Below are 26,813 nucleotides of genomic sequence, written 5' to 3' on the forward strand. Positions count from 1 at the left end.
GGCAGGCCAGCGTGATGGCCGTCGAGAGTGTCTAACGCTTGGCTGTCGTTGCAGCTCTCTTTACCGGCTCTGTCGTGAGCGATTCTATCCGCCCGCTCCTGAGCGTCAATTTCTTCGTACACACACTTTGGATAAGAGCCTCGCTGTGGCTCGCGAGGACGATGATGCCGGCCTTTTCCGCCAGTTCGTCCATGCGCCTTTTGGCCTTGTCCTGAAAAGCGGCGTCGCCGGCGCCGATCCACTCGTCCATCAACAGAATCTCGGGATCAAGCGCGGTCGCTGCCGAAAAGGCCAGTCGCGCGGCCATGCCCTGGCTGTAGGCCTTGAACGGCAAATCGATGAAGTCCCCCAATTCGCTGAAGGCAATGATGTCCTCCATTTTCTCTTCGATCTCGGCTTCCGTCCATCCGCTGATCAATCCACGCAGGACGATATTTCTGCGCCCGGTTGCCTCGCGGCGAAAGCCTATGTTGATGTTGAAAAGAGCGTCGACTTTGCCTTCTATCGCGACGCTTCCCCCGGATGGCTCGTAGATCCCGTAGAGCACCTTGAGAAGGGTGGTCTTGCCGGCTCCGTTCGGGCCAACCAAGCCTAACCGGTCGCCCGCCTTGAGTTCGAAACTGACGCCGTCGAGCGCCTGCACAAACTGCTTTCTACCCGAGCCTTCGATTCTGCCGCCAGGCCCGTCCACGCGCCGGTCCGGCGCGGAAAGCGTCAGCTTCTCGTGCAGCTTGTAAACAAGGCTAACGTTGTCCAGCTTGATAGAAACCATCGAAAACTCAGATGATGAAGACGACTTGCTTGCGATAACGACCAAGCAGTAGCAATGCAATCATCCATGTAGCCAATGACACGATGATCGTTACCGTGAAAGCATGGGTGGGAAACTCTCCAGTCATGATCGGCAAACGGACGATCTCCAGAAAATAGGTGAACGGATTCCATTCGTAGGCGTATGTTTGGACGGGGTCTTGACCGTTGTACACCCAGAAAACAGGCGTGAAGAACATGCCGACCCGTAGCAAATTACCAACAATGAACTGGCTGTCGGGAAAGAAAGCTCCAAGAAACGCGAAGACGGTGATAAGAGCAGGCGTGGCGAACAAGATCAGGAGCAATCCTGCCAGTGACCACAGCCATGGAGTGCCGATCGGGGAGCCGCTCAAGACGAGAATGAACACGCAACCCGCGATCGCATAGCCTGCTCTGATGACAGACTGCAATGCCAATCGCATCACATACACGAACAAAGGCAGCGTCGTGCCTTCGATGAAGCTCTCTTCGCGTTGAAAGAGCGCCACGCTCGTGGACATTACTTCCATCAGATAGAACCATACCAGAAGGCCTATCGCGACATACGCGGAATAACCGGCGGCATCCTTGCCGACAGGCTGGAACACGAAAACGAACGTGCCCACGAAAGCGACGTAGTTGACCAGAAGCCAAAGCGGGCCGAGCGTCGTGCGCCTGTGCTGATCGCCGATGTCCTCATGGGCAAGGGCGATCCAGACCCTGTGCAACTTCATAGCCTTGCTGATGTCGTCGACGGCGCCGTTAAATACTGCAATCATCGCTGATGGTATCGCATTTTCTGTTTCTGGGCTTCATGGCTTTCCCATGGCTGTAATGGAGCCGCCAAGGATCTCTTCACACTGATTGCGACACACATATGGCAACGCGCTGCGTCGTAGTGAAGCTGCCATCGATTCGCAAAGCGAACATTCGGGATATGCAGTACGATCTCCCGTTCATTGCCAACCAGGCGGAGTTCGCCGCCGATCCAAAGTACATCACGATGTCGGGTCCGCGGTCGCTCATCCGACGAGAGTCGCAGACTGCGGGGGCAAATCGAGGAACTGGTTGATGACACATGCTTGAGGCCCACCGTTGCAGAAAGCCAGGCGCTGGTCAGCGCGCTGCGCGTCCCTATCAGGCATTCGCAATCCGTTTGACCTGCCGGACGGCAGGGGAAAAGTGCCACTCGGTCTGTCCAATGTCGAGGCTGAGGACTGGCAGACCTGCCGGTTTCCGAGGATGACGAAGGGCCCAGGGCCTACACCGAGATCGTTCGCGAATAGGGCTAAGGGTTGTTCGCGTGCAATAATGGATGACAGGCGCGATGCTGTTCGCCTCATGCGGCCGGCGTTTCCTGGTTGCCGCTCCACAAGTGTGCAGGGCTCGACGGCATCCACACCAGCAGCGGCGGTTATACCTGACATGTCGGGCGCACGGGGGGCTGGGGGTACGGGCGGAAAGGTTGCTTGTAACCTGTGCTGACTTTTCCGGCTTGGCGCTCCATCGTACACAGTGGGATGGATCGGAGCGGTACGTGCGGCGTTTCAATAATTTCGTCCATAGACACCCCGGCAAGTTGCTTCATCGTCGGCTCCAACAGCGCTCATCGCGACTTTAACTTGCGAAGCGACGTTTGATGCGATCGACCACCGCTCGTACTGGGGCGGATGCGCGCCAGGTCGTGCTGGACGTCATGGCGGCGACACGGGCTTCCGCGTCGCGGCTCGCCTTTTGCATGCGCTCAATCTCCTTGACCAGCTGCGAATTGTCCGAGCGCAGGCCCTCCAATTCGGCATGGATTTTGGGCGAGTGCACCTTGGCTATGTGAGACCATAGCTGCCGTTGCGATAGGTCCAGGAAAGTCTTGCGGTCCAATGCGTGAGGCTGGAGCCGATCCCGGACTGCAGACGCGAGCCTGCCGAGGCCAAGTACGGCCACGGTGTCAGGAAGGAATACCGTCTCGTGCGTGATGCCGAGATGGTCGAGAAAGCGCTCCGCATTGAGAATCGCGTCCGCGATCAGGTTGGCGTCGTGGAAGGCAACGACACAGTCCTGCTCCATGAGCGGCAAAACGCCGACAAAGTCCGAAAAACAGGCCGTGTCCGTGTGCTCTCCGTCGATCAGAGCGAGCGTAGCCCTGGGATCGACCGCCTCGGGACTTACGTCGGAGACGTCGCTGTCAATCGTGGTAAGTTTGGCCATTGCGGCGGGAGGAATCCAATCCGACAGCACGGCGATCATTCGGGCCGCTGAGTTTTCAGGGTAGTGAAAAACCTGTGAACGTTCGTCAGGCTGCGCCGTGGGCCGCGCATCAACCGATATCGCTGCCTCGCAGGCCGGATCAATCAGGTGCGGGAAGAGGCTTCCGCCGATATGCGAGCCGACCTCAAGGTACACATAGTGGCCGAATACCGATCGAGCGAAGTTCTGGACACGAAGGAAACTCTTGCGGTCACTGAGGGTGCTCTCGGTCTTGACCTGGAAAACGGCAATATCCAGCGTCTCGATCATGCCCATCGCTTGTTCGGCGGTTGGCATTGGGGTGGCTCCTTGGGCAATTGGTTGCGACTTGCTTGCGCGGCACTTTGGAAAGGCCGTCGCGAATTGATGGTCGTTCCGTTGCACTTTGGCCGGATATCCGCAACAGCTTATTTCGATATGGAATCGTGATGTACTGAAAGGTCGATTGTGAACCGCCTCTATACAGATCTCCTGATCAAGATCATTGCCAATACCATCTACGGCTCCGGTTCGCAGGTGATTGATCCGACGAAAGTCGGAGAGGCGACGCCCTTCAATCGCGAGGATCGCCTCCTGGGTCGCGATTGGCCGGCGATTGCTCATTCTATGGCGGGTGTGAAACGTTTGGCGAATGTGCGTGACCTCGTCCAGCGAGCCATTGATGAGAACGTGCCTGGGGATTTCATTGAGACTGGCGTCTGGCGTGGTGGCTGCTGCATCCTCATGAGGGGAGTGCTGGCCGCCAATGAGGTCAAGGACAGGAAGGTTTACGTAGCCGACTCATTCGACGGTTTGCCACCGCCAGACGCCGAGAATTTTCCAGCTGACCGGGGAGGCAGGCTGCACGAATATCGCCAGTTGGCGATTGATCAGGCACAGGTTGAATCCAACTTTGCCGCCTACGACCTTTTGGATGACCAGGTGATCTTCGTCAAAGGCCTGTTCGGTGAGACCTTGCCCAGCCTGAGGGCCGGTCCATTCGCCCTGATCCGGCTGGACGGCGATATGTATGAGTCGACGACGGACAGCCTTGAAGCGCTTTATCCGAGGCTGTCGCCCGGCGGTTTCGCGATCATAGATGACCTTGCGGTTCCGCCATGCCGGCAGGCAGTCGAGGATTACCGCGCTCGTAACCGCATCAAAGCGGAAATCCATGAGATAGACTGGACCGGCGGTTGGTGGCAGAAGCCTATTGCCGGCAACTGACCCACGGAAGCGCTATGAAACAGAACTACGTGTCCGTCGTTGTTGTCGCTTACGACATCGCCCGAGAACTGCCCCGAACCTTGCTTTCGCTCGCATCGCGCTATCAGCAACGCGTGACGACGGACGACTACGAGGTCATTGTCGTCGACAACGGATCATCACCTGCGGTTGGTGGGAGCCTGGTCGCGGAATATGGGCCGAACTTTCGCCTGCTGCGCATCGATGACGCGTCACCCTCGCCTGCGGCTGCCGTCAACCTCGGGATAAAGGAGGCGAGGGGAGACAAGATCGGCGTGATGATCGACGGCGCACGGATGGCGACGCCCGGGTTGGTGCATTTCGCTCGCATCGGGTTGGACATGGCTCCGACAGCAGTCGTGGCCGCGCCTGGCTGGTATCTTGGAAGCGACATCCAGGGGAACGCGTCCGGGAATGGCTATACCCGGGCCATCGAGGATTCGCTTTTGCGATCGATCAGATGGCCAGAAGATGGGTATCGATTGTTCGAGATCGGGACGATGGATGAGTCGTCGGTCGATCCGTGGTTCTCGCCGATAGCCGAAGCGAATGTCCTCTTCATGAGCCGGAAGGGTTGGCAGGCGATCGGCGGCATGGATGAGCGCTTCAGCTGTCCGGGCGGCGGCCTGGTCAACCTCGATACGCTCGAACGTGCGATGACGCTGTCGCAAGCACAGCTCATCCTCACTCTGGGAGAGGCTACATTTCACCAACTGCATGGCGGGGTGTCCACCAACGCAAGCGTCGACCAGCAGCGCAAGAACTGGATCGTCTGGAAGGCTGAAAGGGATGCGTTGAGGGGGGCAGGCGAGTTTACCCTTCACACCCCCTCGGCATTCGTGGGTTCGCTGCCTTCATCGCTTCTGCCGCACCTTGCCCGGGCGACAATTGCAAACCCATTCAGGGTCGCTCCAGCCACCGCCGCAGGCTTCAGGGCGCATTTGAGGCCGCCAGAAGAACGCGTGCCGGCGAACCAGACAGCGGCGACGCTGGTCGAGTTGGCCAAGGGTCAGTTTCAGTCGGGGCACTATCAGACGGCGGCAGACATCCTTCGCATGGCAAGCACGCATGCACCCGCCGAGCTTGCTGCGTCGCGACTTCTTTCTTCTGCCGGCATTCTTGCCCGACACGATCCAGTTCGAAACGCCGCCTATTTTACTGGGATCGGTGATGCGTACTTTGCCATCGGCGACAACGAAAGGGCTGAAGTCCAATACCGCAAAGCATTGGACCTCAACCCGGATACTGTGGGGGCCCATGTCGGCCTGGCCAGCACACGGATGGCCGGGCCTTTCTATTACGACTGGCTGGAGCGTCTTTACTCGGAGCTGGAACCCACTGTCGTGGTAGAGATAGGCGTCTGTGACGGCGTATCGCTCTCCAAGATCAAGCCTCCGGCTCTTGCAATCGGGATCGATCCCAATCCACGCGCCACGATGGCACTCAGCGCAGAAACGCACATTTTTCCAGAGACGAGTGACACCTTTTTTGATCGCGGCGGAGCGGATGCATTGCTAGCCGGCCGCCCGTTGGGTGTAGGGTTCATTGACGGTCTTCACACGTTCGACCAGGCATTGCGCGATTTTGCGAACCTCGAACACTACTGCGACCCTGGCTCGGTTTTGCTCGTGCACGACACTGTTCCCCTGGACGACACGACGCAAAAGGTTCCGCCGACAACGCAATTCCACACCGGCGATGTCTGGAAAATGGTTCCGGCGCTCAAGGCGCTTCGCCCTGATCTCGACGTGTTTACCATTGCAACGCCTTGGACCGGGCTCACCGTGGTATCCGGCTTTGGCAAGCTTAGATACGATCCTTCGTGGATTGTCCAAGCGGGAGAACGCTTTGCAAACATGGAATACACCGAGATCGCGGCAAATCTTGGGGAAGCGCTTTGCCTGGTTGCAAACGAATGGGAGCCGGTGTTTGCGCGGCTCAGGACCAACCTCGTCCATAAAAGGAGGAGACAGCCACAATCAGAGCAACTGGCGGTGGCAAAGTCCGACGCCAAGGAGGCTACGATGGGCGGGTTCTTGCATCAGTACTTTTTGAACAACAGCGGCAAAGAGATCTACAAATGGCTGCACTATTTCGACGTTTACGAACGTCACTTCGAAAGGTTCAGAAATCGAAGGCCGGTCGTCGTTGAAGTCGGCGTCTATAAGGGAGGATCACTCGAGATGTGGCGAGCCTATTTCGGCGAGGGCGCGCGAATTGTTGGAATCGATATCGATCCTGCATGCAAGGCGCACGAGTCCGGAGGCGTGGAGGTCTTCGTTGGAAGCCAGGATGACGCTCAACTCCTCGATCGGATCGTCGAGAAGTATGGTTCCATCGACATCGTCATCGATGACGGCAGTCACATGATGGATCATGTCATCGCGACATTTGAGCATCTCTACCATCATGTGCAGCCGAACGGCGTTTACTTGGTCGAGGACACGCATACGAGCTATTGGGAGGACTATGGTGGCGGGCTCCGCAGGCCCGGGTCGTTCATGGAATTTGCCAAGGGAAAGCTCGACGAAATCAACGCTCATCACGCGCGCGGCGCAATGCCGGCGAACGCCTTCACCCATGCAACAGACTCGATCTGTGTCTATGACAGTATTGTCGTCTTTGAAAAACGGCCGCAGGGCAAACGTCAGTCTCTCATGACAGGACAGGGGTAGGTCGAGTTCCGGCCATGCTGGTGTTCCCTCGGTTCTCACGTCGCCACGCCAATTTATCGATTCTGGCTTCGCGTTTTCGAGGGTCACTTCCCGAGAGCGCAAGGTTAGAACTTCTCATACCACCGCCGAAGCCGCCAGTCCTCTGCTGATCGCCCAGATGAAGCGTTCGCGCGCGACCAAATTCAATCTCTCCTGCGAGCCCAAAGAAGGATTTTTCGGATGAACAGAGGGATCATGCGGTTGTAGAATCGCTTTATCTCGGTCACAAAATTTGCCAGGACTGAAACTTCTTTGTCAATTGCGCGCAGCATGGTTTGGCTGGTTTCAGCGATGGCAGCGCGCGAATTGGATTCGCCGAGCATGATCTGGCGACTTTTGGCAATTTCAAGTTCGATCGACCCGACCTGCTCGCCCAGTTTCGTTAAAGAGGCGGCATTACCCTTCAGAATTTCGGTATTTGATTGCAACATCATCAGAAGCGCAGTTGGCTCTGGCGAATCTGGGCCATCCATGCAGCTCCTTTACAATGTGAAACCATCGCCTGCGCTGATGCTAAGATACCAATCTCTTCAATCCAAGAGGCGGTCGCGAGGAATCGCGCGTCAAAGTTCGGTGCCTCGTCGGTTTGCATGGCCCGACTATAGATTCGAAGATGTTCCTCTACGAAATGCGCATCTCCCGCCACCCTTCGAAAATACGCAGAAACCGCTGCGGCATGGCCTGCATCGAATCTGGAGATCGCATCCATTAGATTCTCGACTGTCATGGGTTTGGCCAAAACACCGACGCCAAGATTCATTCGGCGCCACGCCTGCATGTTTGCGGTGTTGAGCAACCCCGCAAAGCCGCGTGCGTCGCAGACGACAACGGCACATCCCACTGCCGCCGCCTCGATTGCCATGCGGGCGGTCGCAAACACGATATCATAGCCAAGCAAATCCTGTTCGAGCTGATGCGAAAATCGGCCTGTGGCAGGCCCCAGTCCATCTAGCTCGATGCCATTTTTGGCGCAGGCCTGACGAACCGCCGCTTGGTGATCGAAGTTCTTCGTCAACAACAGCCCTCTTGCGGGCCGCGCAGGCAGTTGCGGGCGTTGTTTGAAGCGATTGAGATCAACCGCATTGTAGACGAGGCTTAGTTGGTCAGCGGGAATCCCCCTCGAAAGGCACTTAAGCCTACACGCTTCGTCTACGGCTATCCAATGGCGTATTTGAGGATGAAGAATAGGTGCTTCGACCTCATAGAAGGTACTTGTGGCATGAAAATACGGCAGGCACGTCCGGAAACCTGTCAGACAGCGTGTCAGGTGTTGGGCATGGACTACATCGGGCTTTTCGACGATTTCGGCAATCCGGTCTACAACATGATGCCCCCGCTGGCGCATTCTAAATGCCATATCGCCAAGAGTTGGGGCCAGCAGCATGGTATGATGCCCGCCACTGCGGAGCCCGTCAGCAAGCAATTCAACAACCGCTTCTGACCCGCTATTGCGGGATAGGGACAGATTGGTGATAAGAACCCGCAACGGCGTTCCTTGCTTGTTTCGCAACGTGCCTGCAAACGAGCGACAGGCACAAGAGCTATTGGAAGCGTCTTAGTTTGAAGCCGTTTTCCAAACAAGCTCTGCAAAATCTCGGAGGGAGCCATTGATTGTCTGAAAAGCTGGAAAATGTCTTGGTTCTCGCCCATCCGGGACATGAACTCAGGGTTTACCATTGGCTCGAGTGCGCACAACCCAGAGTCTACCTTCTGACAGACGGATCGGGCGGTCGCCAAACGGCGCGTACGCAGTACTCGCGCCACCTTGTGAAAGCTGCGGGCGCGACGCCGGGCGCAGTATTCGGCGATATTCCCGATGCCGTCTGGTACGAAGCTCTGCTGGCTGGAGAAACTGACTTCTTTGTTGATGTGCTGACGAAAATCGCCACCGATTTGGCAGGCGCGAAAAACGTTCAATTCGTGTCGGACGCGGTCGATGGCTACAACCCGATACATGACCTAGCCTATGCCTATGGACAGGCTCTCGCCGGAGCGCTGAAAAGGACAGCGAAAGTGGCACAGCACCTTTGCTCCGCAGCGGTTCCAAACGTGGCGGGACCTATTGGACTGGAAATTCAACTCGACCACGCTGCCCGAGCGAGAAAAATGGCCGCCGTCGAGAGCTATTCCCCGCTCGCCGATGAGGCCCATAGAATAGTCGAACGGGACCCCCAATGTTTCGACAGGGAACGTCTCATTTCCCAGCATTTTGATTGGGAGGGCTCATGGGCACCAGAATGGGAAGTGATTGGCAAAGAGCGGGTCGCCGCTGGCATCTACCGCAGATGCATTACTTATAAGGACAATGTACAGCCTATTGCCAAGCGCCTGAAGTTTGAAGGTACTCGCATCTTGCACGCGGGATGATCTAGCCGGAAGCAGCGCCTTAACCACACGCACATCCAAAAAACCGCTGGCGATGCCCTCAACTCCGCGCTATGCGATACAGGGCGGCGGGCGGAGGATTTGGCACATTAAGACACGTGGTCGGTGACGGATGACAGTCAATCTGGCGCCACTTTATGCATAAGTCCTTGCGCCTGGAGTTCAGTACCACCCAATGACATCCTATGTAGAGGTCGTGTCCGGACTTCGGCCGAAGATGCGGCGCGCCATTATAATGATCCAGGACCTGGTCATGGTCCTGGTCGCGGTGGCGCTGAGTCTGGGGCTTTCGCAGTCGAGACTTTCATTCGACGCGCTCTCCACGGCCGGCCTGGCGTGCTGGGCAAGTATTGTTTTTCTCAGCCATATGCTGTTTCGCTATTGCGGCCTCTACAACACCGTGTGGCGTTTCGCCTCCACGCCGGACTTCTTCAACATCCTGAAGAGCTGCGCCATCCTGACCGTCACGCTCTATGTCGTCTCGCTGGCGGTTCGATCGTTTCAGCCGGTGACCGGCCTCAACGAGCGCCAGTTCATCGTCTTTTTCCTCGTCTCCTTCACCATCATATCGGCGCCTCGGCTCTATTACCGGTTCCTGCGCGACGGGGCGAGCTGGCGGATCCTGAGCCGCAACGCAAACAATGTGGCGATCAAGCAGGCGCTGTTCGTCGGCAGGCTCGGCGAAGCAGACGTCATAATCCGGTTCACGCGCACGGCAGAGCCGGCCGAATATTCCATCGCCGGGATCATGGCCATCGAGAACGGCGCGCCTTTGGGCACGCAGATCCACGGCGTTCCGGTGGTGGCCGTGCGCCCCCGCCTGGTCGAGGTCCTCGAAGAATATGCAAGAGGCACCAAAAGCCTCGACATGCTGATTTTCGGCAAAGGCGCCGAGCGCGAGATCGAAGAATTTTCGGAACTGGTTCGCATCGCCCGTCATAGCGGCATCGCCGTCGTCCAGTTCTCCGGCGTCTCGGAGCTCGGGCAGCGCGGAAAGCTGGTTCTCGATGCCGTCGAGATGGAAACCATCCTGCGCCGCTCAACGGTTCCATCCGACATTGAGCGCATTGGCGGCTTCCTCAACGGCAAGCGCGTCCTGGTCACCGGCGGCGCCGGCTCAATCGGTCGCATCCTGGTCAAGCGGTCGCTGGAACTTGGCGCCGAGGCGGTTCTGGTCGCCGATATCTCGGAGTTCGGTATTTTCCAGCTCGACCAGCAGGTTGACGAAAAGGACCATGTCCGGCTCAAGAGCCGCATCGTCGATGTCACAGACCGGCGCCAGATCACCCGCGTCGTCAGCGATTTCAAGCCCGACATCATCTTCCATGCCGCCGCGCTCAAACATGTGCCGCTGCTCGAGGAAAATTGGGAATCGGCGATCCAGACCAACATTTTGGGCACCCTCGTCTGCGCCGAGGTTGCCGCCAAATGCGGGGTGCCGCAGTTCCTGCTGATTTCCAGCGACAAGGCGGTCGATCCGACCTCGGTGCTCGGCATGACGAAACGCGCCGCCGAGCAGATCGTCTCTTCGCTGCACGAAACGCACGCCACCGGGCCTAGCGGCCGTCGCTCCGGCACCAAGTTCATCGCCGTGCGGTTCGGCAATGTCTTCGGCTCCAATGGCTCGGTCGCCACCATCTTCCAGGCGCAGATCGAGGCCGGCGGTCCGGTCACCATCACCGATCGCCGCATGACCCGCTACTTCATGACGGTGGCCGAAGCCGTCGACCTCGTCATCATGTCGGCGGCCGACGCCGAGCGGCGCCAGGGCAAGGACGACTACGCCATCTACATGCTCGACATGGGCAAGCCGGTGCCGATCCTCGAAGTCGCTGAAACCATGATCCGCATGGCCGGCAAAAGCCCCTACACCGACATTCCGATCCGTTTCACCGGGATCAGGCCGGGCGAGAAGCTTCACGAGGTGCTGCATGGCGGCAATGAGGAGATCGTCGCGCTGGATATCCCCAAGATCTTCGGCCTCAGAACCGATGTCGTGGGATGGCCCAAGGTCCAGGCGGCGCTGACATCGCTGCAGGCGGCCATGCGCGATCAGGACAAGGCCTCGGCGCTCGCCGTCATGGCCGCCCTCTATCAGGCGGAAGAGCCTCCAAGTGACGCACGCCGGGAAACCGTTGCGAAAACAGTCGGGCAAGCTGGTTAGAGCAATTCCAGGAAAAAGTGTGGAGCGGTTTTCCCGTCCGGGATTGCGTCAAAACAAAGAGCCTGTCCTGATCGACCGGGATTGGCTATTGAAACCGATCCGATGGCCGTTCCCAGGCGTTTGCAGATGATTTTGAACCAGTGAGCAGACAAGATCAGCGCGTGGCCGTGCTGCTGGGCACGAAAGATGGCGCGGCTTTCCTTGACGAGCAGCTCGCGTCGCTGGCTGCGCAATCGCATCCTGTTGTCGACCTCTGGGTTTCCGACGACGGTTCGACAGACGGCACTTCGGCCATTATCGGCGCCTGGCAGAGCCGCTGGTCCAAGGGCCGGTTGACCCTGTCGAATGGTCCTCGCCAGGGCTTTGCCGCCAATTTCCGCGCGATGATCATCGATCCGCGCATCGAGGCCGACTACTACGCCTTCTGCGACCAGGATGACATCTGGGAGCCGGATAGGTTGGAGAGCGCTATTGCCTGGATGCAAGGGCACGATGCCGCAACGCCGCTGCTGTTTTGCTCCAGGACCGCGACCATGTCCGAAACCGGAGCGGCGCAAGGGTATTCGCCGCTGTTCCAGCATCCACCCGCATTTCGCAATGCGCTTGTGCAAAGCATTGCCGGCGGCAACACGATGATGATCAACCGCGCCGCGCGAAAGTTGCTGGCAAAGGCATCGGCAAGGACCGAGTTCGTCAGCCATGACTGGTGGACCTATCTGATCGTCACGGCTGCCGGCGGCATTGTTCGCTATGACCCGCGACCGCTGGTGCGCTACCGCCAGCATGAGGCAAACCTGGTCGGCGCCAACGTGTCGTGGAAGGCGAGGCTGTCGCGGCTGGGGCGCCTCTTCAGGGGCGAGTTCGCCGTCTGGACCGATCACAATCTGAGTGGCCTGGCGGTCAATCGCGACATCCTCTCGAGGGATGCCGCCGCCTGTCTCGGCCTGTTCATCAGGGCACGAAAGGGCGGTATCTTGCGACGCCTGCGCCTTCTCAGAAAAAGCGGCGTCTACCGGCAGACGCTGGCTGGGACGCTTGGGCTCTATCTGGCCTTCATCTGGCGGCGGATCTAGAGCATGCAGACACGGCCATGAGGGAACCCAAGCGAGCTTTCGACCTGGCGGTGGCGGCGCTGCTGCTGCCACTGGCCTCGCCTTTCATCCTGCTTGCCATGCTGGCAATCAGGACGACGTCGCCTGGACCGGCACTCTTCTCTCAAACCCGTGTCGGCCAGCACGGGGTGCCGTTTGCCTGCCACAAGCTGCGCACGATGGTTGTGGGAACGCCGTCTCTGCCCTCGCATCAGGCGCCGGCAATTTCCGTCACTGCCGTCGGCAAGGTGCTGCGGAAATTCAAGATCGACGAGCTGCCGCAGCTCTGGAACGTGCTCAAGGGCGAGATGAGCCTGGTCGGACCGCGGCCGTGCCTGCCCACGCAGACGGAATTGGTCGAACGCCGCAGGCAATTGGGTGTGCTTGCGGCGCTTCCGGGCATTACCGGGCTCGCGCAGATGAAAGGCATCGACATGTCCGACCCAAAGCTCTGCGCCGAAACCGATGCCGAGTATTTAAAGTCGGCATCGGTGGGCCTCGATGTCCGCATTCTCATAGGCACGATTTTCTACCGCTGAACGGCACCCGATTTGTAGCGGCGTGCGAGCTCGGTCAGCTGTTCGAGCGAATCGGTCTGTGGCGCCCAGCCTTCGGATACCAGCACGGACGGATCGCAAATTTGGGTCGCGGTCATCGCCTCCCATGCCGTGCGTTTGCCGATCAAGGTCAGTGCTGTCCGCACCAGGCCGCCGGGCACTCTGGACAGCTTCAACGAGTAGCCATAACCGTCCCGGAAGGCCATGATGATGGATGAGACCGGGAGGGGCGGGAGGTCGCAGGCGACGTAGGCCCGGCGAACCGACTGCGGACGGCTGAACAGATAAACAGCGGTTCGCGCCGCACTCTCGCATGACATCAATGATCGGAGGCCGCTGAAGGTCGCCGCCGGCAGCGACAAGGCTATAGGCATGCCGCTCAGCCGCATCAGGTACGCCAGGTTTCCCTTCATGCCTTCGCCATAGACCGGCGGCAGGCGCAACGTCGTGGCGTCGGAGGGCCTGGAGGCATAGGCTTCGAGCATCCTGATCTCGCCTTCGCGTTTCGAGCGCCCATAGGCGCATTGCGGGGCTGCTGGCGTCGCTTCACTGATGGTTCCGCTGAAACCGGGACCGGCCACCGCCCGGATCGATGACAGATAGACGAAGCGCCCGCTTGTCCGCCAGGCGGCCGCGCGCGCCAGCTGGGCGGTCAGTGTCGCGTTGGCGGCCATGAAGTCGGCTTCGCTCGCCTTGCGGTCATTGTTGAGCGCCGCACAGTGGACGACATGGGTGACATCTCGCATCAGCGCCTGGAATGCCTGGGCCGGCGCGTCGAAGTCCGGCAACAAAACCGCATCGCTCACGGGATCGAGCCGTTCCGGGTGGCGCGATGCCATGCGCACCCCGAACCCGGCTTCGCGAAGCTGGTTGACCACCTGCCTGCCGATGAAACCCGTCGCGCCTGTGACCAGCACTTTCACGGCCGGCTTGCCTGGGGCGCCGGGGCCGGTTGTTCCGGCAGCATTTGTTGCCGGCCCGATGCAAGATAGGTCCCGGACACCAGAAACACCATCAGTGTGGCATCGAGGATGTCGTGGCCGACCAGGATGCCGGTCAGGCCGCCGATGAGATAGGTGATCGCAGTGACGACAATCATCGTGGCGCCGAACCGCTCGATCGCGTCCGCGCTGGTGCGCAGCACGATGGCCGCGTTTCTCGCGGCAACGACGAACACAGCCGCGAGCGTTACGGCTCCAAGCAGGCCGGCCTCCACCAATGCGGTCAGGAAGCCATTGTGGAAATGGCTGAAGCCCGTCGACGGCATGTTGAACTGATTGTGGAACCCATCCTTTATCAGCTCGCGGCTTGCGGCAATGCCGTGGCCGAAAATCGGCATGTCGTGGAAGGCGCTCAGGCCAATCTGCCAAAGTGCGGCGCGCAAGCCGAGCGCGGTCGTGTGGTCGCCCTTCGTGGCGAGCGCATCCCAGTCGCTGAACAGGAAGGCCGCGCGCTCGGAAATGATGGGGAGACCGATGACAGCGATGACGATGCCGGTCGCCCCCGCAATCAGCAAAAGCCGAATGGCGTTTCTGTTGTTGAGCTTGCGACGGTTGATCAGCAGGACCGCGATGCCGGCCACCAGCATCGCCAGCCAGATTATCCGAGATCCCGAATAGACAATGGCGACCGCGCCGGCCAGTGTCGCGCAGGCCAGCAACGTCCTGTTCTTTTCTACACCCGATAAAGCGCCTGCCAGGCACATCATCATGCTGAGGCAGGCGACGGTCGCGAACACGATCGGATTGCCGGCGCCGCCTTCGGCCCGTATGCCCAGCCCGTGATATTGCACGACCGCCAGCAGCACGGCGCCAAAACAGGCGGCGGCGCTCGCCAGCACGACGATGCGCGTCAGCGTGGTTTTCTCGGTAATGCTCCAGGTCGCGTATGAGACAGGGAAAAACAGGAAGGTGATCAGCCCTGCCAGATGCGGCGCATCCCTGGCGATCGAATTGTTGACGATGGAGGCGAGCACGCTGGCTGCGCAATAGGCATAGATGGCCACCGTCATCACGGTCATCGGCCGGTCAATGTTGAAACGCCGTCTTTTCAACGCAAGCAGAAGCACCGACCACAGGCCGCCGCCATTGAACAAAAAGCTGACCGCCGATCCCAGCACCGGCGGGAAAAAGAAGCACAGAATGGAGAAGGTGATGTTGATCCGTGACGGCGAAACGTGCTGCTTGATGGCGGAGATCGGGGTCAATGCTCTGGTTCACAATGCGCTGGGTCGCGTGGCGACGGACAATGTTTGGCGCGGCATTTGCGGCATGCCGCCCGGCGCAGGTTCAGGAGCCGGTATAGCGGCTGGGTGCGGTTTTCGAAAGTGCGACGAGGTCGGGCCGGCGTTTCTTTCGGTCCAGGCAAGATTTTTCCCGGCCTTTGAAGGCTATCGCTCCGTCGGGCAGGAATTTCCCGATTCTGGGCTTTTCATGGAAAATTCGTTGCCGATCGGTGTGGCCGCCGGCCTTTCCAGCGTTGTTATATCAGGTGGCGATCTGCTAGAACGCCGGCACGAACCGATAGTGTCCAGCAGTGAAGCTTGAACCGGGCGGCTGAAAAGGACGCCCGATCCATCTGATGCAAGGTCTGGATTGCACGAGAGAACGCTCACAGTCCATGAACATCGCGCTTACGCATCTGCAGCGGCTCGAGGCCGAGTCCATCCACATCTTCCGTGAGGTTGCGGCCTCCTTCTCCAAGCCGGTGATGCTCTATTCCGTCGGCAAGGATTCCTCCGTGCTGATGCATCTGGCGATGAAGGCCTTCTATCCGGCCAAGCCGCCTTTCCCCTTCCTGCATGTCGACACCACCTGGAAGTTCCGCGAGATGATCGCCTTTCGCGACCAGATGGCGCAGAAGCTCGGCTTCGACCTGCTGGTCCACGTCAATGAAGACGGCGTGCGCGACGGTATCAACCCCTTTGACCATGGCTCGAACACCCACACCCATGTGATGAAGACGGTGGCGTTGCGCCAGGCGCTCGACAAATACGGCTTTGACGCTGCCTTCGGCGGGGCGCGGCGCGACGAGGAGAAGTCGCGCGCCAAGGAGCGCATCTTTTCCTTCCGCAACGCCCAGCATGTCTGGGACCCGAAGAACCAGCGGCCGGAGATGTGGAAGATCTTCAACACCCGCATCGCGCCGGGCGAATCGATCCGCGTGTTTCCGCTGTCGAATTGGACCGAGCTCGATATCTGGCAGTACATTCTGCAGGAAAACATCCCGATCGTGCCGCTCTATTTCGCCAAGGAGCGGCCGGTGGTCGAACGCGACGGCATGCTGATCATGAAGGATGACGATCGCATGCAATTGCGCCCCGATGAGACGGTGGAGAACCGCCTGGTCCGTTTCCGCACGCTTGGCTGTTATCCGCTGACCGGCGCCATCGAATCCGACGCCGACACGCTCGAAGCCATCGTCGGCGAGATGCTGACGGCGCGCACCTCCGAGCGCCAGGGCCGCCTCATCGACCGCGATGAAGCCGGCTCGATGGAAAAGAAGAAGCGCGAGGGGTATTTCTGAGCATGCGCCATATCCTGGCCAAGAGCCTCGCTCCCACCGACGGCGTGCGCGAATACATGGCGGCGCAGGAGAAGAAGTCGCTGCTCCGCTTTCTCACCTGCGGCTCGGTCGACGACGGCAAGTCGACGTTGATCGGCCGTCTTCTGTCCGACACAAAGCAGATCTTCGAGGACCAGCTCGCCGCACTCGCGCGCGATTCCCGCAAGCACGGCACCACTGGCGACGACATCGACTTCGCGCTTCTGGTCGACGGCCTCGAGGCCGAGCGCGAGCAAGGCATCACCATCGACGTCGCCTACCGCTTCTTCGCCACGCCCAAGCGCAAGTTCATCGTCGCCGACACGCCCGGCCATGAACAGTACACCCGCAACATGGCGACCGGCGCCTCTACCGCCGATCTCGCCATCGTGCTCATCGATGCGCGCCAGGGCGTGCTGCGCCAGACCCGGCGCCACTCGATCATCGCTTCGCTGCTCGGCATCCGCCATATCGTGCTTGCCGTCAACAAGATCGACCTCGTCGATTTCGACCAGGCGGTGTTCGACCGTATCGTCGAGGATTACCGGCAGTTCTCGCACGAGCTCGGCTTCCAGACGATCGTGCCGATCCCGATGTCGGCCCGCTATGGCGACAATGTCACCAGCCGCTCCGGCAAGACGGCGTGGTATTCCGGCCCGTCGCTGATCGAGCATCTCGAAACCATATCGGTCGACGAGGCCGCGGTCGAACTGCCGTTCCGGTTTCCGGTGCAGTATGTCAACCGGCCCAATCTCGACTTCCGCGGCTTTGCCGGCACCATCGCGTCCGGCTCCGTCGCGCAGGGCGACGAGGTGGTGGTCGCCAAATCCGGCAAGGCCTCGCGGGTCAAGCGCATCGTCGCGCAAGGCGGCGATCTTGCCCAGGCGGTGGCCGGCCAGGCCATCACCCTTGTGCTCGATGACGAGGTCGAGGTCTCCAGAGGCAACATGCTGGTGTCGCCGGCGGCACGGCCGCAGGTCGCCGACCAGTTCGCCGCCAACATCGTCTGGTTCGACGAGGCAGCGCTGCTGCCGGGTCGCTCCTATATACTGCGCACCGAGACCGACCAGACCAGCGCCACCGTCACCGACCTGAAATACCGCGTCAACGTCAACGACTTCGCTCGCGAGGCGGCGAAGTCGCTCGAGATGAACGAAGTCGGCATCTGCAACATCTCGACCCGGGCGCCGATCGCCTTCGACTCCTTCGCCGACAACCGCGATACCGGCGCCTTCATCCTGATCGACCGCATCACCAATGCCACGGTCGGCGCCGGCATGATCCTGCATACCTTGCGCCGCGCCGAAAACATCCACTGGCAGTCGCTCGATGTCGGCAAGCGCGGCCGCTCCGACCTGAAGAGCCAGCGTCCCGCCGTGTTCTGGTTCACTGGGCTTTCCGGTTCGGGCAAGTCGACCATCGCCAACCTGCTCGAGAAGAAGCTGTTCGCTTCCGGGCGCCACACCTACATTCTCGACGGCGACAATGTCCGCCACGGCCTAAACCGCGATCTCGGCTTCACCGACGTCGACCGTGTCGAAAACATCCGCCGGGTCGCCGAGGTGGCCAAGCTGATGGCCGATGCCGGGCTGATCGTCATTGTCTCCTTCATCTCGCCCTTCAGCGCCGAGCGGCGCATGGCCAGGGAGTTGATGGCCGACGGCGAGTTCGTCGAAGTGTTCGTCGATACGCCGTTCGAGGAATGCGCCCGACGCGACCCGAAAGGCCTTTACGCACGGGCGCTGAATGGCGAGATCAAGAACTTCACCGGCGTCGATTCCCCGTATGAAGCTCCCGAAAATCCCGAAATCCATCTCAAGACACTCGGCAAGACGGCCGAGGAGATGGTAGAGGCTCTGGAACACTGGCTGAATGAGCGCGACATTGCCGAAGACCAATATGACAGCGGCGGCGGCATCTGACGACGAAGTGATGCTCGACGTGTTCGAGCGCCTGGCGCTCGAAGCCGGACGCGAGGTGATGCGGGTCTTCAAGGCCGGCTGCGCGGTCGACAGCAAGTCCGACTCCTCGCCGGTCACGGAAGCCGACCGCGAGAGCGAGACGATCATCCTCGCCGGCCTGCGTGCGGCCTATCCCGATATTCCCTGCGTGGCCGAGGAAGAGGTCGCCGAAGGCATTGTGCCGCCCGATCTGGATGGCGCCTTCTTCCTGATCGATCCGCTCGATGGAACGAAGGAATTCGTCAACCGCCGGACCGATTTCACCGTCAACATTGCGCTTGTCCGGCACGGCGTGCCGGAGATCGGCGTCGTCTTCGCACCGTGCAGCGGGCGGTTCTTCTCTGGACGGCCGGGCTGGGCCGAAGCAATCGAGGTCGAAGGCGACTTCCGTATCGTCGGCCGCCGGCGGATTTCGGTTAGGAGGGCGGTCACGCCGCTGGCGGTCGTTGCCAGCCACTCGCACAACACCCCGGAGACCGAAGCCTTCATCAAGGATCTCGGCGCCGCCGAGATCGTCTCGGTCGGCTCATCGCTGAAATTCTGCCTGCTCGCCGCAGCCGAAGCCGACATCTATCCGCGCTTCGGCCGCACCATGGAATGGGACACGGCGGCCGGCGACGCCGTACTGCGCGCCGCCGGCGGCATGACGCGCACGCTGGACGGCGAGCCGCTCACCTATGGCAAGCGCAAACAGAGCGACGACGAGGATTTCGCCAACCCGCATTTTATTGCGAGCGGGAAGGCGGCGGACGCGGCGTAACTTACGCCGCCGCTACATGCGCCGAGTTCGAGCCAATGTAGTTGCGGATCGTCTCGATGATGCGGTCCTGGTCGGCTTCGCTGAGATAGGGATGCATCGGCAGGCACAGGATGCGCTTCGGCAGTTCCTCCGAAACCGCAAGCCCGGTCGGCGTGCGCGGATAGTCGCGATAGGCGACCTGCTCGTGCAGCGGCTTCACATAATAGATCACCGAAGGGATGCCCTTTTCGCCGAGATGCGCCCTCAACCCGTCGCGCTTCGGCGTCTCGATGGCGTATTGCGCCCAGGCCGAGCGGCCACCGCCCAGATTGCGTGACGCCTTGACGATGTCGCCGAGACCTTCGGCGTAGCGCTTGGCCACCACCTGGCGGGCGACCATCTCGTCTTCGAGGATGGCGAGTTTCTCGATCAGGATCGCCGCCTGGATCGTGTCGAGGCGTGAATTGATGCCGACGCGGACATTGTCATACTGCGTCTCGCCCTTACCGTGGAACGCAAACGAGCGCAGCTGGTCGGCCAGCGCGTCGTCATTGGTGAACATCGCGCCGCCATCGCCGTAGCAGCCCAGCGGCTTGGCCGGATAAAAGCTGGTCGAGCCGACATGGCCGAAGGCGCCGCACATTGTGCCGTCGGCCGAACCGCCGATCGACTGCGCCGCATCCTCGATCACCAGCAGCCCTTCGCGCTTGGCAATCGCCATGATCGCCTCGTAGTCGGCGGCAAGCCCGAACAGGTCGACGGGAATAATCGCCTTCGGCTTCAGCCGGCCTTCCTTCTTGATCATGGCGATCGCCGCCTCGAGGCTGGCGATGTCGATGTTGTAGGTCTCGGCGTCGACATCGACGAAAACCGGTTCGGCCTTGGCAAGCGCCACCACTTCCGCCGTCGCGGCAAAGGTGAAGCTCGGCACGAACACCGCGTCGCCGGGGCCGATACCGGCGGCAAACAGCGGCAACAGCAGCGCGTCGGTGCCGTTGGCGCAGGCCACGACATGCTTGGTGCCGATATAGGCTGCGAGCTTGTTTTCGAATTCGGTGACTTGCGGTCCGAGGATATAGCGGCCTTCCTCGACGACATTGTCGATCGCGGCCTTCAGCCGGTCGCGGATACGTTCGCGCTGCGCGCCAAGATCGATGAATTGCATGTCGGCCTCAAAACGGTGTGGTGCGAGCCGCCCCAACGACACGCACAGAAACAACAACTTAACCGGGCCGCTGGTACCAGAGTTGGGTCGGTCTAGAAAGCCGGACCGGCCGCGGGACGGGTTGTCTAGGTGTCGCAGCCTGTTACTTCAGGCTTTCCCTGCATTGCCGCAAGATGCCGGAAATCCGGGCTTCGCCGCCTATTAATCCGGCTGATTCAGTGCGTCTTTCCGGCTCGCGGAAACATAAAGTGATCGGCTGCTTGCAGCGGCTGGCGGCGGACTAAGCGTGGATCAGGCGATTTCGTGCCGCCAGGGCGGGTTGGCGCCGGCCCGCGACACGGTCACCGCCGCCGCTTTGGCGCCGAGGGCCAGCGCCTGACGGATGGCGTCCTCCGAAAGGCCGCCGATCCCGGCCTTGGTGAGCAGGCCTTGCTCGTGCAGCGAGGCCAGAATGCCGGCATTGAAAGTGTCGCCGGCGCCGACCGTGTCGACCACCTCCACCTTATGCGGCATCACCGTGACCTTGTGATCCCTGCTGTAGCCGACTGCGCCTTCGCTGCCATGGGTGACGACGATCAGCTTGGGGCCCCGATCGAGCCAATTGCGGATGACGTCCTCATGCGAGCCGGCCTCGCCGAACCAGTGCAGATCCTCATCCGATAGCTTCACGATGTCGGCCATCGCCATCATCGAGCGGATGCGCCGGAGGTGCTTGGCTTTGTCGGGGATGAAGTTCGGCCGGATGTTGGGGTCGAGCATCATGACGCGGCGTTGGTGCTCGCGTTTCATGAATTCTTCGTAGGCAGCACCCGCCGGATCCGAAATCAGGCTGATGGCGCCAAACAGCATGGCTTCGATCTCGGCGCCCAGTTTCGGCAGATCCTCTGTCGTCAGCATGCGCCCGGCGGTGTTTTCGTCGTAGAAAGTGTAGGTCGCCTGGCCGTTGGTGAGCCGCACGAAGGCGAGCGTGGTCGGGCGAGGGGAGGTGTGCGCATAGGTGGAGCTGACCTTGCTTGCGCCGAGCGCCTCGCGGAACTGGCCGCCGAACAGATCCGACGACAGGCCGGAAAAGAAGCCGGCGGGCGCGCCGAGGCGGCCAAGCGCGATCGCCGTGTTGAACACCGCGCCGCCGACATAGGGCGCAAAGGCCGGCTCGCCCTGTGTCGTGGTGCGCGGCAGCATGTCGATCAGGGCTTCGCCGCAGCAGAGGATCATGATTTCTTGTTCTCCGGCGGATAGATCACGCCCTTGCGGATGATGATGTTGGCGTAGAGCCGGGGTTCGCTGGTCCCGACGATCGCATATGCCGACCGGACGCGTGCATAGAAGTCGGCGCCCGCCAGCGCAACCACCTTGCGGCCCGGCGCGCGCCTGGTGCAGATCGTTTCGATTTCATGGTGGACCGGATCGGCGACCGAGGGATCGCCTTTGACCGAGGCACGAAACAGCGCTTCCGGCACGAAGTCGTCCACCGGCAGCACGCTCAAAATGGCGTCAAGCACCGGTATGAGGTGAAGACCGTCGGCGCGGATCAGCCGGTTTGCCTGTTCTTCCGCCGGATAGTTGCCGTCGACGAGCGCGATCTCGTCGCCATGGCCCATGGCGCGCAATGTCGCCAGAAGCTCCGGACCGAGCAGCGACGGAATACCGATCAGCATTCAGATGCTCCTGGAAATCGTGGTCGAACCGATGAGGAAGCGTTCGGACAGCGGCAGGCTGGCGCCGCCCAGCGCGCGGGCATGGATGCCGACGGTGCCTTCGCGCACCACCGGAAGCTTCAGCCCTTCGCCATCGATCGTACCGATCGCCTGCCTGATCGCATCGACGAGCCGGCGCCGGACAGCGAGCGGCATCCAGCCGTCGATCACCGCGGCCTCGAAATCGATCACCGAGGACGCCGATACGATGGCATAGGCCAGCGCCTGAGCGGCATTGGCGATCCAGTCGTCGAGCTCGTGACCGATCTCGCCCCAATCCTCAGGCGACGTCCACAGATGCGAAGCCTCGACGCCGCGTGCGTTAAGCGCCTTTTCCAGCATGGCGATCGAGGCGACGTCGATGAGCTGCGTCGGCTTGCCGTCCGGCCCCGGCACCGGCATCGAACCCAGCGCCCCGGCATTTCCGGTTGGCCCGCCGAACAGCCGGCCGTTGAGCACGATGCCGCCGCCGGCAAAGGCGCCGATATAGAAATAGACGAAGTCGCGCGCCCCGCCGGTCTGGCCGAACACCAGCTCGGCGCCGCAGGCGGAGGTGGCGTCATTCTGCAGATAGACCGGGAATTCGCACTGCGCCTGGATGTCGGCACGGATGTCGCGATGGCGCCATTCGTCCATGATGTCGCGCGGCGCGCCGGCGGTGTCGGCCCAGTTCCACAGTTCGAACGGCATGGCGATGCCGAGCCCGGCAATGCGCTTGTCCTGCGCAGGTGTCAGTTCGGCGCGCATCGTCTTCATGCCTTCGGTGACGAACTCAACCGTCTCGCGCGGCGCCGGATAGCGGTAGGAGTGCTGCAGCATGGAACGCACAGTTCCGAGGAAATCGATCAGCACCAGTTCGGCGCTGCGGCGGCCGATCTTGAGGCCGATGAAGAAGGCGCCTTCGGGGTTCAGCGCCATCGGGATGGAGGGCTGGCCGATCTTGCCGCGCAACGGCGCCTGGCGCAGCAGCAGGCTGTCTTCCTCCAGTTCGCGCATGATGACCGAGACGGTCTGCGCTGAAAGGCCGGTCATGCGCGCAATGTCTGATTTGGCCAAGCTGCCGTGCTGGCGAACCAACGACAGCACCAGCCGCTCATTGTGGTCGCGCATGCCGCTCTGGTTGGTGCCACGGTGGAGACGGCTGGCGGCCGCCTCGGGCGAACCGTGCCTCGCAATGCCGGTCTCCACCCTTGTTCCTTCCCTTGGTTTATTCTTACTGCTTTTGCGGCAGAATGAGTGAACCGCGCAAAGCTGTCAATAATAAATAAGAGTGATTTAATTATTGACAGGCGGCTCCCGCTGGTGTCATTTGAGGGCGCGTCCACACTGGGAGAACTTCAGTGGACGCGCTCAAGATGCCGGTTGGCGGCATCCGCATGGTTCCATGGGAGGAAGATCGTGACCAAAGCTTTATTGAAGTCCACCGTGTTCGCCGCGGCGGGCCTCGGCCTGATGGCGTTTGCTTCGACAGCATCGGCCGCCGGCGTCGGCGCCTGCCTGATCACCAAGACCGACACCAACCCCTTCTTCGTCAAGATGAAGGAGGGCGCGACCGCCAAGGCCAAGGAACTTGGCGTCGACCTCAAGACCTATGCCGGCAAGATCGACGGCGATAGCGAGAGCCAGGTGGCGGCGATCGAAAGCTGCATCGCCGACGGCGCCAAGGGCATCCTGATCACCGCGTCCGACACCAAGGGCATTGTGCCGACGGTGAAGAAGGCGCGTGACGCCGGCCTGCTGGTGATCGCGCTCGATACCCCGCTGGACCCGATCGATGCCGCCGACGCGACCTTTGCGACGGACAATCTGGAAGCCGGCAAGCTGATCGGCGCCTGGGCAGCCGCGACCCTCGGCGACAAGGCCAAGGACGCCAAGATCGGCTTCCTCGACCTGACCCCCTCACAGCCGACCGTGGATGTGCTGCGCGACCAGGGCTTCATGATGGGCTTCGGCATCGACGTGAAGGATCCCAACAAGATCGGCGATGAGGACGATGCCCGCATCGTCGGCCACGACGTCACCAACGGCAATGAAGAAGGCGGCCGCAAGGCGATGGAAAACCTTCTGCAGAAGGACAACTCCATCACCGTCATCCACACCATCAACGAGCCCGCCGCTGTCGGCGCCTACCAGGCGCTCAAGGCGGTCGGGCTCGAAAGCCAGGTGCTGATCGTCTCGGTCGATGGCGGCTGCCCCGGTGTGAAGTCGGTGACCGAAGGCGTCATTGGCGCCACCTCGCAGCAATACCCGCTGCAGATGGCGGCACTCGGCATCGAGGCGATCGCCGCCTTCGCCAAGGACGGCGCCAAGCCGAAGCCGACCGAAGGCAAGAACTTCTTCGACACCGGCGTCAACCTCGTCACCGACAAGCCGGCCAATGGCGTGAAGTCGATCGACACCAAGGAAGGCCTCGCCAAGTGCTGGGGCTGATGGCTGCCTGACAGCCAGCGGCAAGCTGACGGCCGGGGGCTTGATCCCCGGCCGCTTCGGGTGGACGATGCGTCACGCGAATAATCCCGGCAGCAGACCGGACAGGCGCGAGCGGGTATCGGCATGGAGCTGAAGCCCAGGGGAGGAAACATGGCTCAAGCACAGGAATTCGAGAAGGTTCTCTCGAGCAGCGACACAAGCGTTGCCGCCTTTGACGAGCACAAATCGGCCGTCAAGCGCATCCAGCATTTCCTGCACTCCACGCCGGCGGCGGTGCCGCTGATTGTGCTGGTCTTGTCGATCGTCATTTTCGGCATCGCCATTGGCGGGCGTTTCTTCTCATCCTATACGCTGACGCTGATCCTGCAGCAGATCGCCATCGTCGGCATCCTCGGTGCCGCGCAGACACTGGTCATCCTGACCGCCGGCATCGACCTGTCGATCGGCGTGATCATGGTGATTTCGGCCGTGATCATGGGCAATTGCGCGGTCAGCTACGGCATGCCGGCCGTGCTCGCAGTGCCCATCGGGCTTGCCGCCGGCGCAGTCTGCGGCCTGCTCAACGGCTTGCTGGTCGCCTACATGAAGCTGCCGCCGTTCATCGTCACGCTCGGCACCTGGAACATCGTCATGGCGACGAACTTCATCTATTCGGCCAATGAGACGATCCGCGATACCGACGTCGACGCCCAGGCGCCGCTGCTGCATCTCTTTGCCCTGAGTTTCAAGATCGGCACGGCGGTGCTCACACTGGGCGTCATCGCCACGGTCGTGCTCGTTTTGATCCTCTGGTACGTGCTCAATCACACCGCCTGGGGCCGCCATGTCTACGCCGTTGGCGATGATCAGGAGGCGGCGAAGCTGTCTGGCATCCAGACCAAGAAGGTGTTGATGACGGTCTACACCCTTGCCGGGTTGATCGCCGCTTTCGCTGCCTGGGTGTCCATCGGCCGCAACGGCTCGATCTCGCCGTCAGCCGCCGTCACCGACTACAACCTGCAGGCGATAACCGCGACGGTGATCGGCGGCATTTCACTGTTCGGCGGGCGCGGCTCAATTCTGGGCACGCTTTTCGGCGCGATGATCGTCGGTGTCGTCTCGATGGGCCTCAACATGCTGGGCGCCGATCCGCAATGGAAGGTGCTGCTCACCGGTGTGCTGATCATCGGCGCCGTGGCGATCGACCAATGGATCAGAAAGGTTTCGGCATGACCGTGGAACCCATCCTCACCGCGCGCGGCCTGATCAAGCGCTATGGCCGTGTCACCGCCCTCGACAATGCCGACTTCGACCTCTACCCCGGCGAAATCCTGGCCGTCATCGGAGACAATGGCGCCGGCAAATCATCGCTGATCAAGGCGATTTCCGGCGCCGCCGTGCCCGACGAAGGCGAGATCCGTCTTGAAGGCAAGGCTGTCGCTTTCAAATCGCCCATGGAGGCGCGCGAGGCGGGCATCGAGACGGTCTACCAAAACCTGGCTTTGTCGCCGGCCCTGTCGATCGCCGACAACATGTTCCTGGGCCGCGAGATCCGCAAACCCGGCTTCCTCGGCGACTGGCTTCGTATGCTCGACCGGCCCGCAATGGAAAAGCGCGCCCGCGACAAGCTCACCGAGCTTGGGCTGATGACCATCCAGAACATCAGCCAGGCGGTGGAAACGCTGTCGGGCGGCCAGCGCCAGGGCGTGGCGGTGGCGCGCGCCGCTGCTTTCGGCAGCCGCGTGGTGATCATGGACGAGCCGACCGCCGCACTCGGCGTCAAGGAGAGCCGCCGCGTGCTGGAACTGATCCTCGACGTCAAGAAACGAGGCCTGCCGATCGTGCTGATCTCGCACAATATGCCGCATGTCTTCGAGGTTGCCGACCGCATCCATATCCATCGGCTGGGTCGCCGCCTCTGCGTCATCGATCCCAAGCAATATACCATGTCCGACGCCGTCGCCTTCATGACGGGAGCGAAGGTTCCGCCGGAGGCTGCACTCGCTGCCTGATCCGCTCGACGGATAAATTGCCGCAGGGGAACTGGCGGCATGCTGGTCTAAATCGATTGAACGTATGTTGCGATGCACTAGGATAGGCTGGGACTGAGAGCGAAAGCCGGTATGAT

General features: G+C 61.0%; 25 protein-coding genes. 14 read left to right on the forward strand and 11 right to left on the reverse strand.

Annotation, left to right across the window (positions count from 1 at the left end; all coding sequences use genetic code 11):
* Positions 1-31 precede the first annotated feature (31 nt).
* From NKI15_RS23445 to NKI15_RS23455, 3 genes are all read right to left on the reverse strand, one after another.
* Positions 32-772, reverse strand: a complete 741-nt coding sequence (locus NKI15_RS23445; RefSeq protein WP_023705491.1) for an ABC transporter ATP-binding protein — start codon at positions 770-772, stop codon at positions 32-34.
* Between the two features lie 7 nt (positions 773-779).
* The gene (locus NKI15_RS23450; protein ID WP_023705490.1) at positions 780-1,571 is read right to left on the reverse strand and encodes an ABC transporter permease; all 792 of its coding nucleotides are present in this window, start codon (positions 1,569-1,571) and stop codon (positions 780-782) included.
* Between the two features lie 838 nt (positions 1,572-2,409).
* Entirely contained in the window at positions 2,410-3,333 is a 924-nt protein-coding gene (locus NKI15_RS23455) for a class I SAM-dependent methyltransferase (protein ID WP_023705488.1), read from the reverse strand.
* Positions 3,334-3,483: 150 nt separating this feature from the next.
* Here NKI15_RS23455 and NKI15_RS23460 point away from each other — a divergent pair, with 150 nt between their 5' ends.
* Positions 3,484-4,242 carry a TylF/MycF/NovP-related O-methyltransferase gene (locus NKI15_RS23460; protein ID WP_023708419.1) on the forward strand — a complete coding sequence of 253 codons (759 nt, stop codon included), beginning with the start codon at positions 3,484-3,486 and terminating at the stop codon, positions 4,240-4,242.
* A gap of 14 nt (positions 4,243-4,256) precedes the next feature.
* Positions 4,257-6,935 carry a class I SAM-dependent methyltransferase gene (locus NKI15_RS23465; RefSeq protein ID WP_084013503.1) on the forward strand — a complete coding sequence of 893 codons (2,679 nt, stop codon included), beginning with the start codon at positions 4,257-4,259 and terminating at the stop codon, positions 6,933-6,935.
* Positions 6,936-7,117: 182 nt separating this feature from the next.
* Here NKI15_RS23465 and NKI15_RS23470 read toward each other — a convergent pair whose 3' ends face one another.
* Complete coding sequence (locus tag NKI15_RS23470; protein WP_245261128.1) at positions 7,118-7,447, reverse strand: hypothetical protein; 330 nt, start codon at positions 7,445-7,447, stop codon at positions 7,118-7,120.
* Positions 7,408-7,989, reverse strand: coding sequence for a hypothetical protein (locus tag NKI15_RS23475; protein WP_352514500.1), 582 nt, complete (start codon positions 7,987-7,989; stop codon positions 7,408-7,410). The genes NKI15_RS23470 and NKI15_RS23475 overlap by 40 nt, the downstream gene beginning before the upstream one ends.
* 261 nt (positions 7,990-8,250) lie before the next feature.
* Between NKI15_RS23475 and NKI15_RS23480 the strand changes: the two genes are divergently transcribed.
* The 5 genes from NKI15_RS23480 to NKI15_RS23500 all read left to right on the forward strand — a co-directional run bounded on the left by NKI15_RS23480 (position 8,251) and on the right by NKI15_RS23500 (position 13,153).
* Entirely contained in the window at positions 8,251-8,415 is a 165-nt protein-coding gene (locus tag NKI15_RS23480; RefSeq protein ID WP_023705484.1) for a hypothetical protein, read from the forward strand.
* Between the two features lie 170 nt (positions 8,416-8,585).
* Positions 8,586-9,341 (forward strand): hypothetical protein, encoded by a 756-nt coding sequence (locus tag NKI15_RS23485; protein WP_023709659.1) that lies wholly within the window; start codon positions 8,586-8,588, stop codon positions 9,339-9,341.
* Positions 9,342-9,534: 193 nt separating this feature from the next.
* Entirely contained in the window at positions 9,535-11,523 is a 1,989-nt protein-coding gene (locus NKI15_RS23490; RefSeq protein WP_031196486.1) for a nucleoside-diphosphate sugar epimerase/dehydratase, read from the forward strand.
* Positions 11,524-11,663: 140 nt separating this feature from the next.
* Complete coding sequence (locus NKI15_RS23495; RefSeq protein WP_023705481.1) at positions 11,664-12,596, forward strand: glycosyltransferase family 2 protein; 933 nt, start codon at positions 11,664-11,666, stop codon at positions 12,594-12,596.
* Between the two features lie 17 nt (positions 12,597-12,613).
* The gene (locus NKI15_RS23500) at positions 12,614-13,153 is read left to right on the forward strand and encodes a sugar transferase (protein WP_023705480.1); all 540 of its coding nucleotides are present in this window, start codon (positions 12,614-12,616) and stop codon (positions 13,151-13,153) included.
* Here the strand turns inward: NKI15_RS23500 and NKI15_RS23505 are convergent.
* Positions 13,144-14,094: an NAD-dependent epimerase/dehydratase family protein gene (locus NKI15_RS23505; protein ID WP_023705479.1), complete on the reverse strand. Its 951-nt coding sequence runs from the start codon at positions 14,092-14,094 to the stop codon at positions 13,144-13,146. The genes NKI15_RS23500 and NKI15_RS23505 overlap by 10 nt on opposite strands.
* Complete coding sequence (locus tag NKI15_RS23510; RefSeq protein WP_245271838.1) at positions 14,091-15,182, reverse strand: O-antigen ligase family protein; 1,092 nt, start codon at positions 15,180-15,182, stop codon at positions 14,091-14,093. The genes NKI15_RS23505 and NKI15_RS23510 overlap by 4 nt, the downstream gene beginning before the upstream one ends.
* Here NKI15_RS23510 and NKI15_RS23515 point away from each other — a divergent pair.
* The 4 genes from NKI15_RS23515 (at position 15,169) to cysQ (ending at position 19,435) form a co-directional block, all read left to right on the forward strand.
* Positions 15,169-15,717, forward strand: a complete 549-nt coding sequence (locus tag NKI15_RS23515) for a hypothetical protein (protein WP_245261131.1) — start codon at positions 15,169-15,171, stop codon at positions 15,715-15,717. The genes NKI15_RS23510 and NKI15_RS23515 overlap by 14 nt on opposite strands.
* A gap of 73 nt (positions 15,718-15,790) precedes the next feature.
* Complete coding sequence (cysD, locus tag NKI15_RS23520; protein ID WP_023705476.1) at positions 15,791-16,696, forward strand: sulfate adenylyltransferase subunit CysD; 906 nt, start codon at positions 15,791-15,793, stop codon at positions 16,694-16,696.
* Between the two features lie 2 nt (positions 16,697-16,698).
* Positions 16,699-18,636: a sulfate adenylyltransferase subunit CysN gene (cysN, locus tag NKI15_RS23525; protein ID WP_023705475.1), complete on the forward strand. Its 1,938-nt coding sequence runs from the start codon at positions 16,699-16,701 to the stop codon at positions 18,634-18,636.
* A 10-nt stretch (positions 18,637-18,646) separates the two neighbouring features.
* Complete coding sequence (gene cysQ / locus NKI15_RS23530) at positions 18,647-19,435, forward strand: 3'(2'),5'-bisphosphate nucleotidase CysQ (protein ID WP_031196482.1); 789 nt, start codon at positions 18,647-18,649, stop codon at positions 19,433-19,435.
* Between the two features lies 1 nt (position 19,436).
* Here the strand turns inward: cysQ and NKI15_RS23535 are convergent, their stop codons facing one another.
* The 4 genes from NKI15_RS23535 to NKI15_RS23550 all read right to left on the reverse strand — a co-directional run bounded on the left by NKI15_RS23535 (position 19,437) and on the right by NKI15_RS23550 (position 23,464).
* Entirely contained in the window at positions 19,437-20,579 is a 1,143-nt protein-coding gene (locus tag NKI15_RS23535; RefSeq protein ID WP_023698144.1) for a DegT/DnrJ/EryC1/StrS family aminotransferase, read from the reverse strand.
* Positions 20,580-20,870: 291 nt separating this feature from the next.
* Positions 20,871-21,794, reverse strand: coding sequence for a carbohydrate kinase family protein (locus NKI15_RS23540; RefSeq protein ID WP_023708422.1), 924 nt, complete (start codon positions 21,792-21,794; stop codon positions 20,871-20,873).
* Positions 21,791-22,237 carry an RbsD/FucU family protein gene (locus tag NKI15_RS23545; RefSeq protein WP_023684581.1) on the reverse strand — a complete coding sequence of 149 codons (447 nt, stop codon included), beginning with the start codon at positions 22,235-22,237 and terminating at the stop codon, positions 21,791-21,793. Before NKI15_RS23545 ends, NKI15_RS23540 begins: the two co-directional genes overlap by 4 nt.
* Positions 22,238-23,464, reverse strand: coding sequence for an ROK family transcriptional regulator (locus tag NKI15_RS23550; RefSeq protein WP_023702241.1), 1,227 nt, complete (start codon positions 23,462-23,464; stop codon positions 22,238-22,240).
* A gap of 264 nt (positions 23,465-23,728) precedes the next feature.
* On the opposite strand from NKI15_RS23550, the gene NKI15_RS23555 reads away from it, so the two are divergent.
* The 3 genes from NKI15_RS23555 (at position 23,729) to NKI15_RS23565 (ending at position 26,697) form a co-directional block, all read left to right on the forward strand.
* On the forward strand, positions 23,729-24,706 hold the full coding sequence (locus tag NKI15_RS23555) for a sugar ABC transporter substrate-binding protein (protein ID WP_081725578.1): 978 nt from the start codon (positions 23,729-23,731) through the stop codon (positions 24,704-24,706).
* 150 nt (positions 24,707-24,856) lie between these two features.
* A complete protein-coding gene (locus NKI15_RS23560; protein WP_023705472.1) occupies positions 24,857-25,918 on the forward strand; it encodes an ABC transporter permease in 1,062 nt (353 codons plus the stop codon).
* Positions 25,915-26,697, forward strand: a complete 783-nt coding sequence (locus tag NKI15_RS23565) for an ATP-binding cassette domain-containing protein (protein ID WP_023670726.1) — start codon at positions 25,915-25,917, stop codon at positions 26,695-26,697. The genes NKI15_RS23560 and NKI15_RS23565 overlap by 4 nt, the downstream gene beginning before the upstream one ends.
* Positions 26,698-26,813 lie beyond the last annotated feature (116 nt).

Source organism: Mesorhizobium sp. M0862 (genome assembly GCF_040319795.1).
GTDB lineage: Bacteria > Pseudomonadota > Alphaproteobacteria > Rhizobiales > Rhizobiaceae > Mesorhizobium.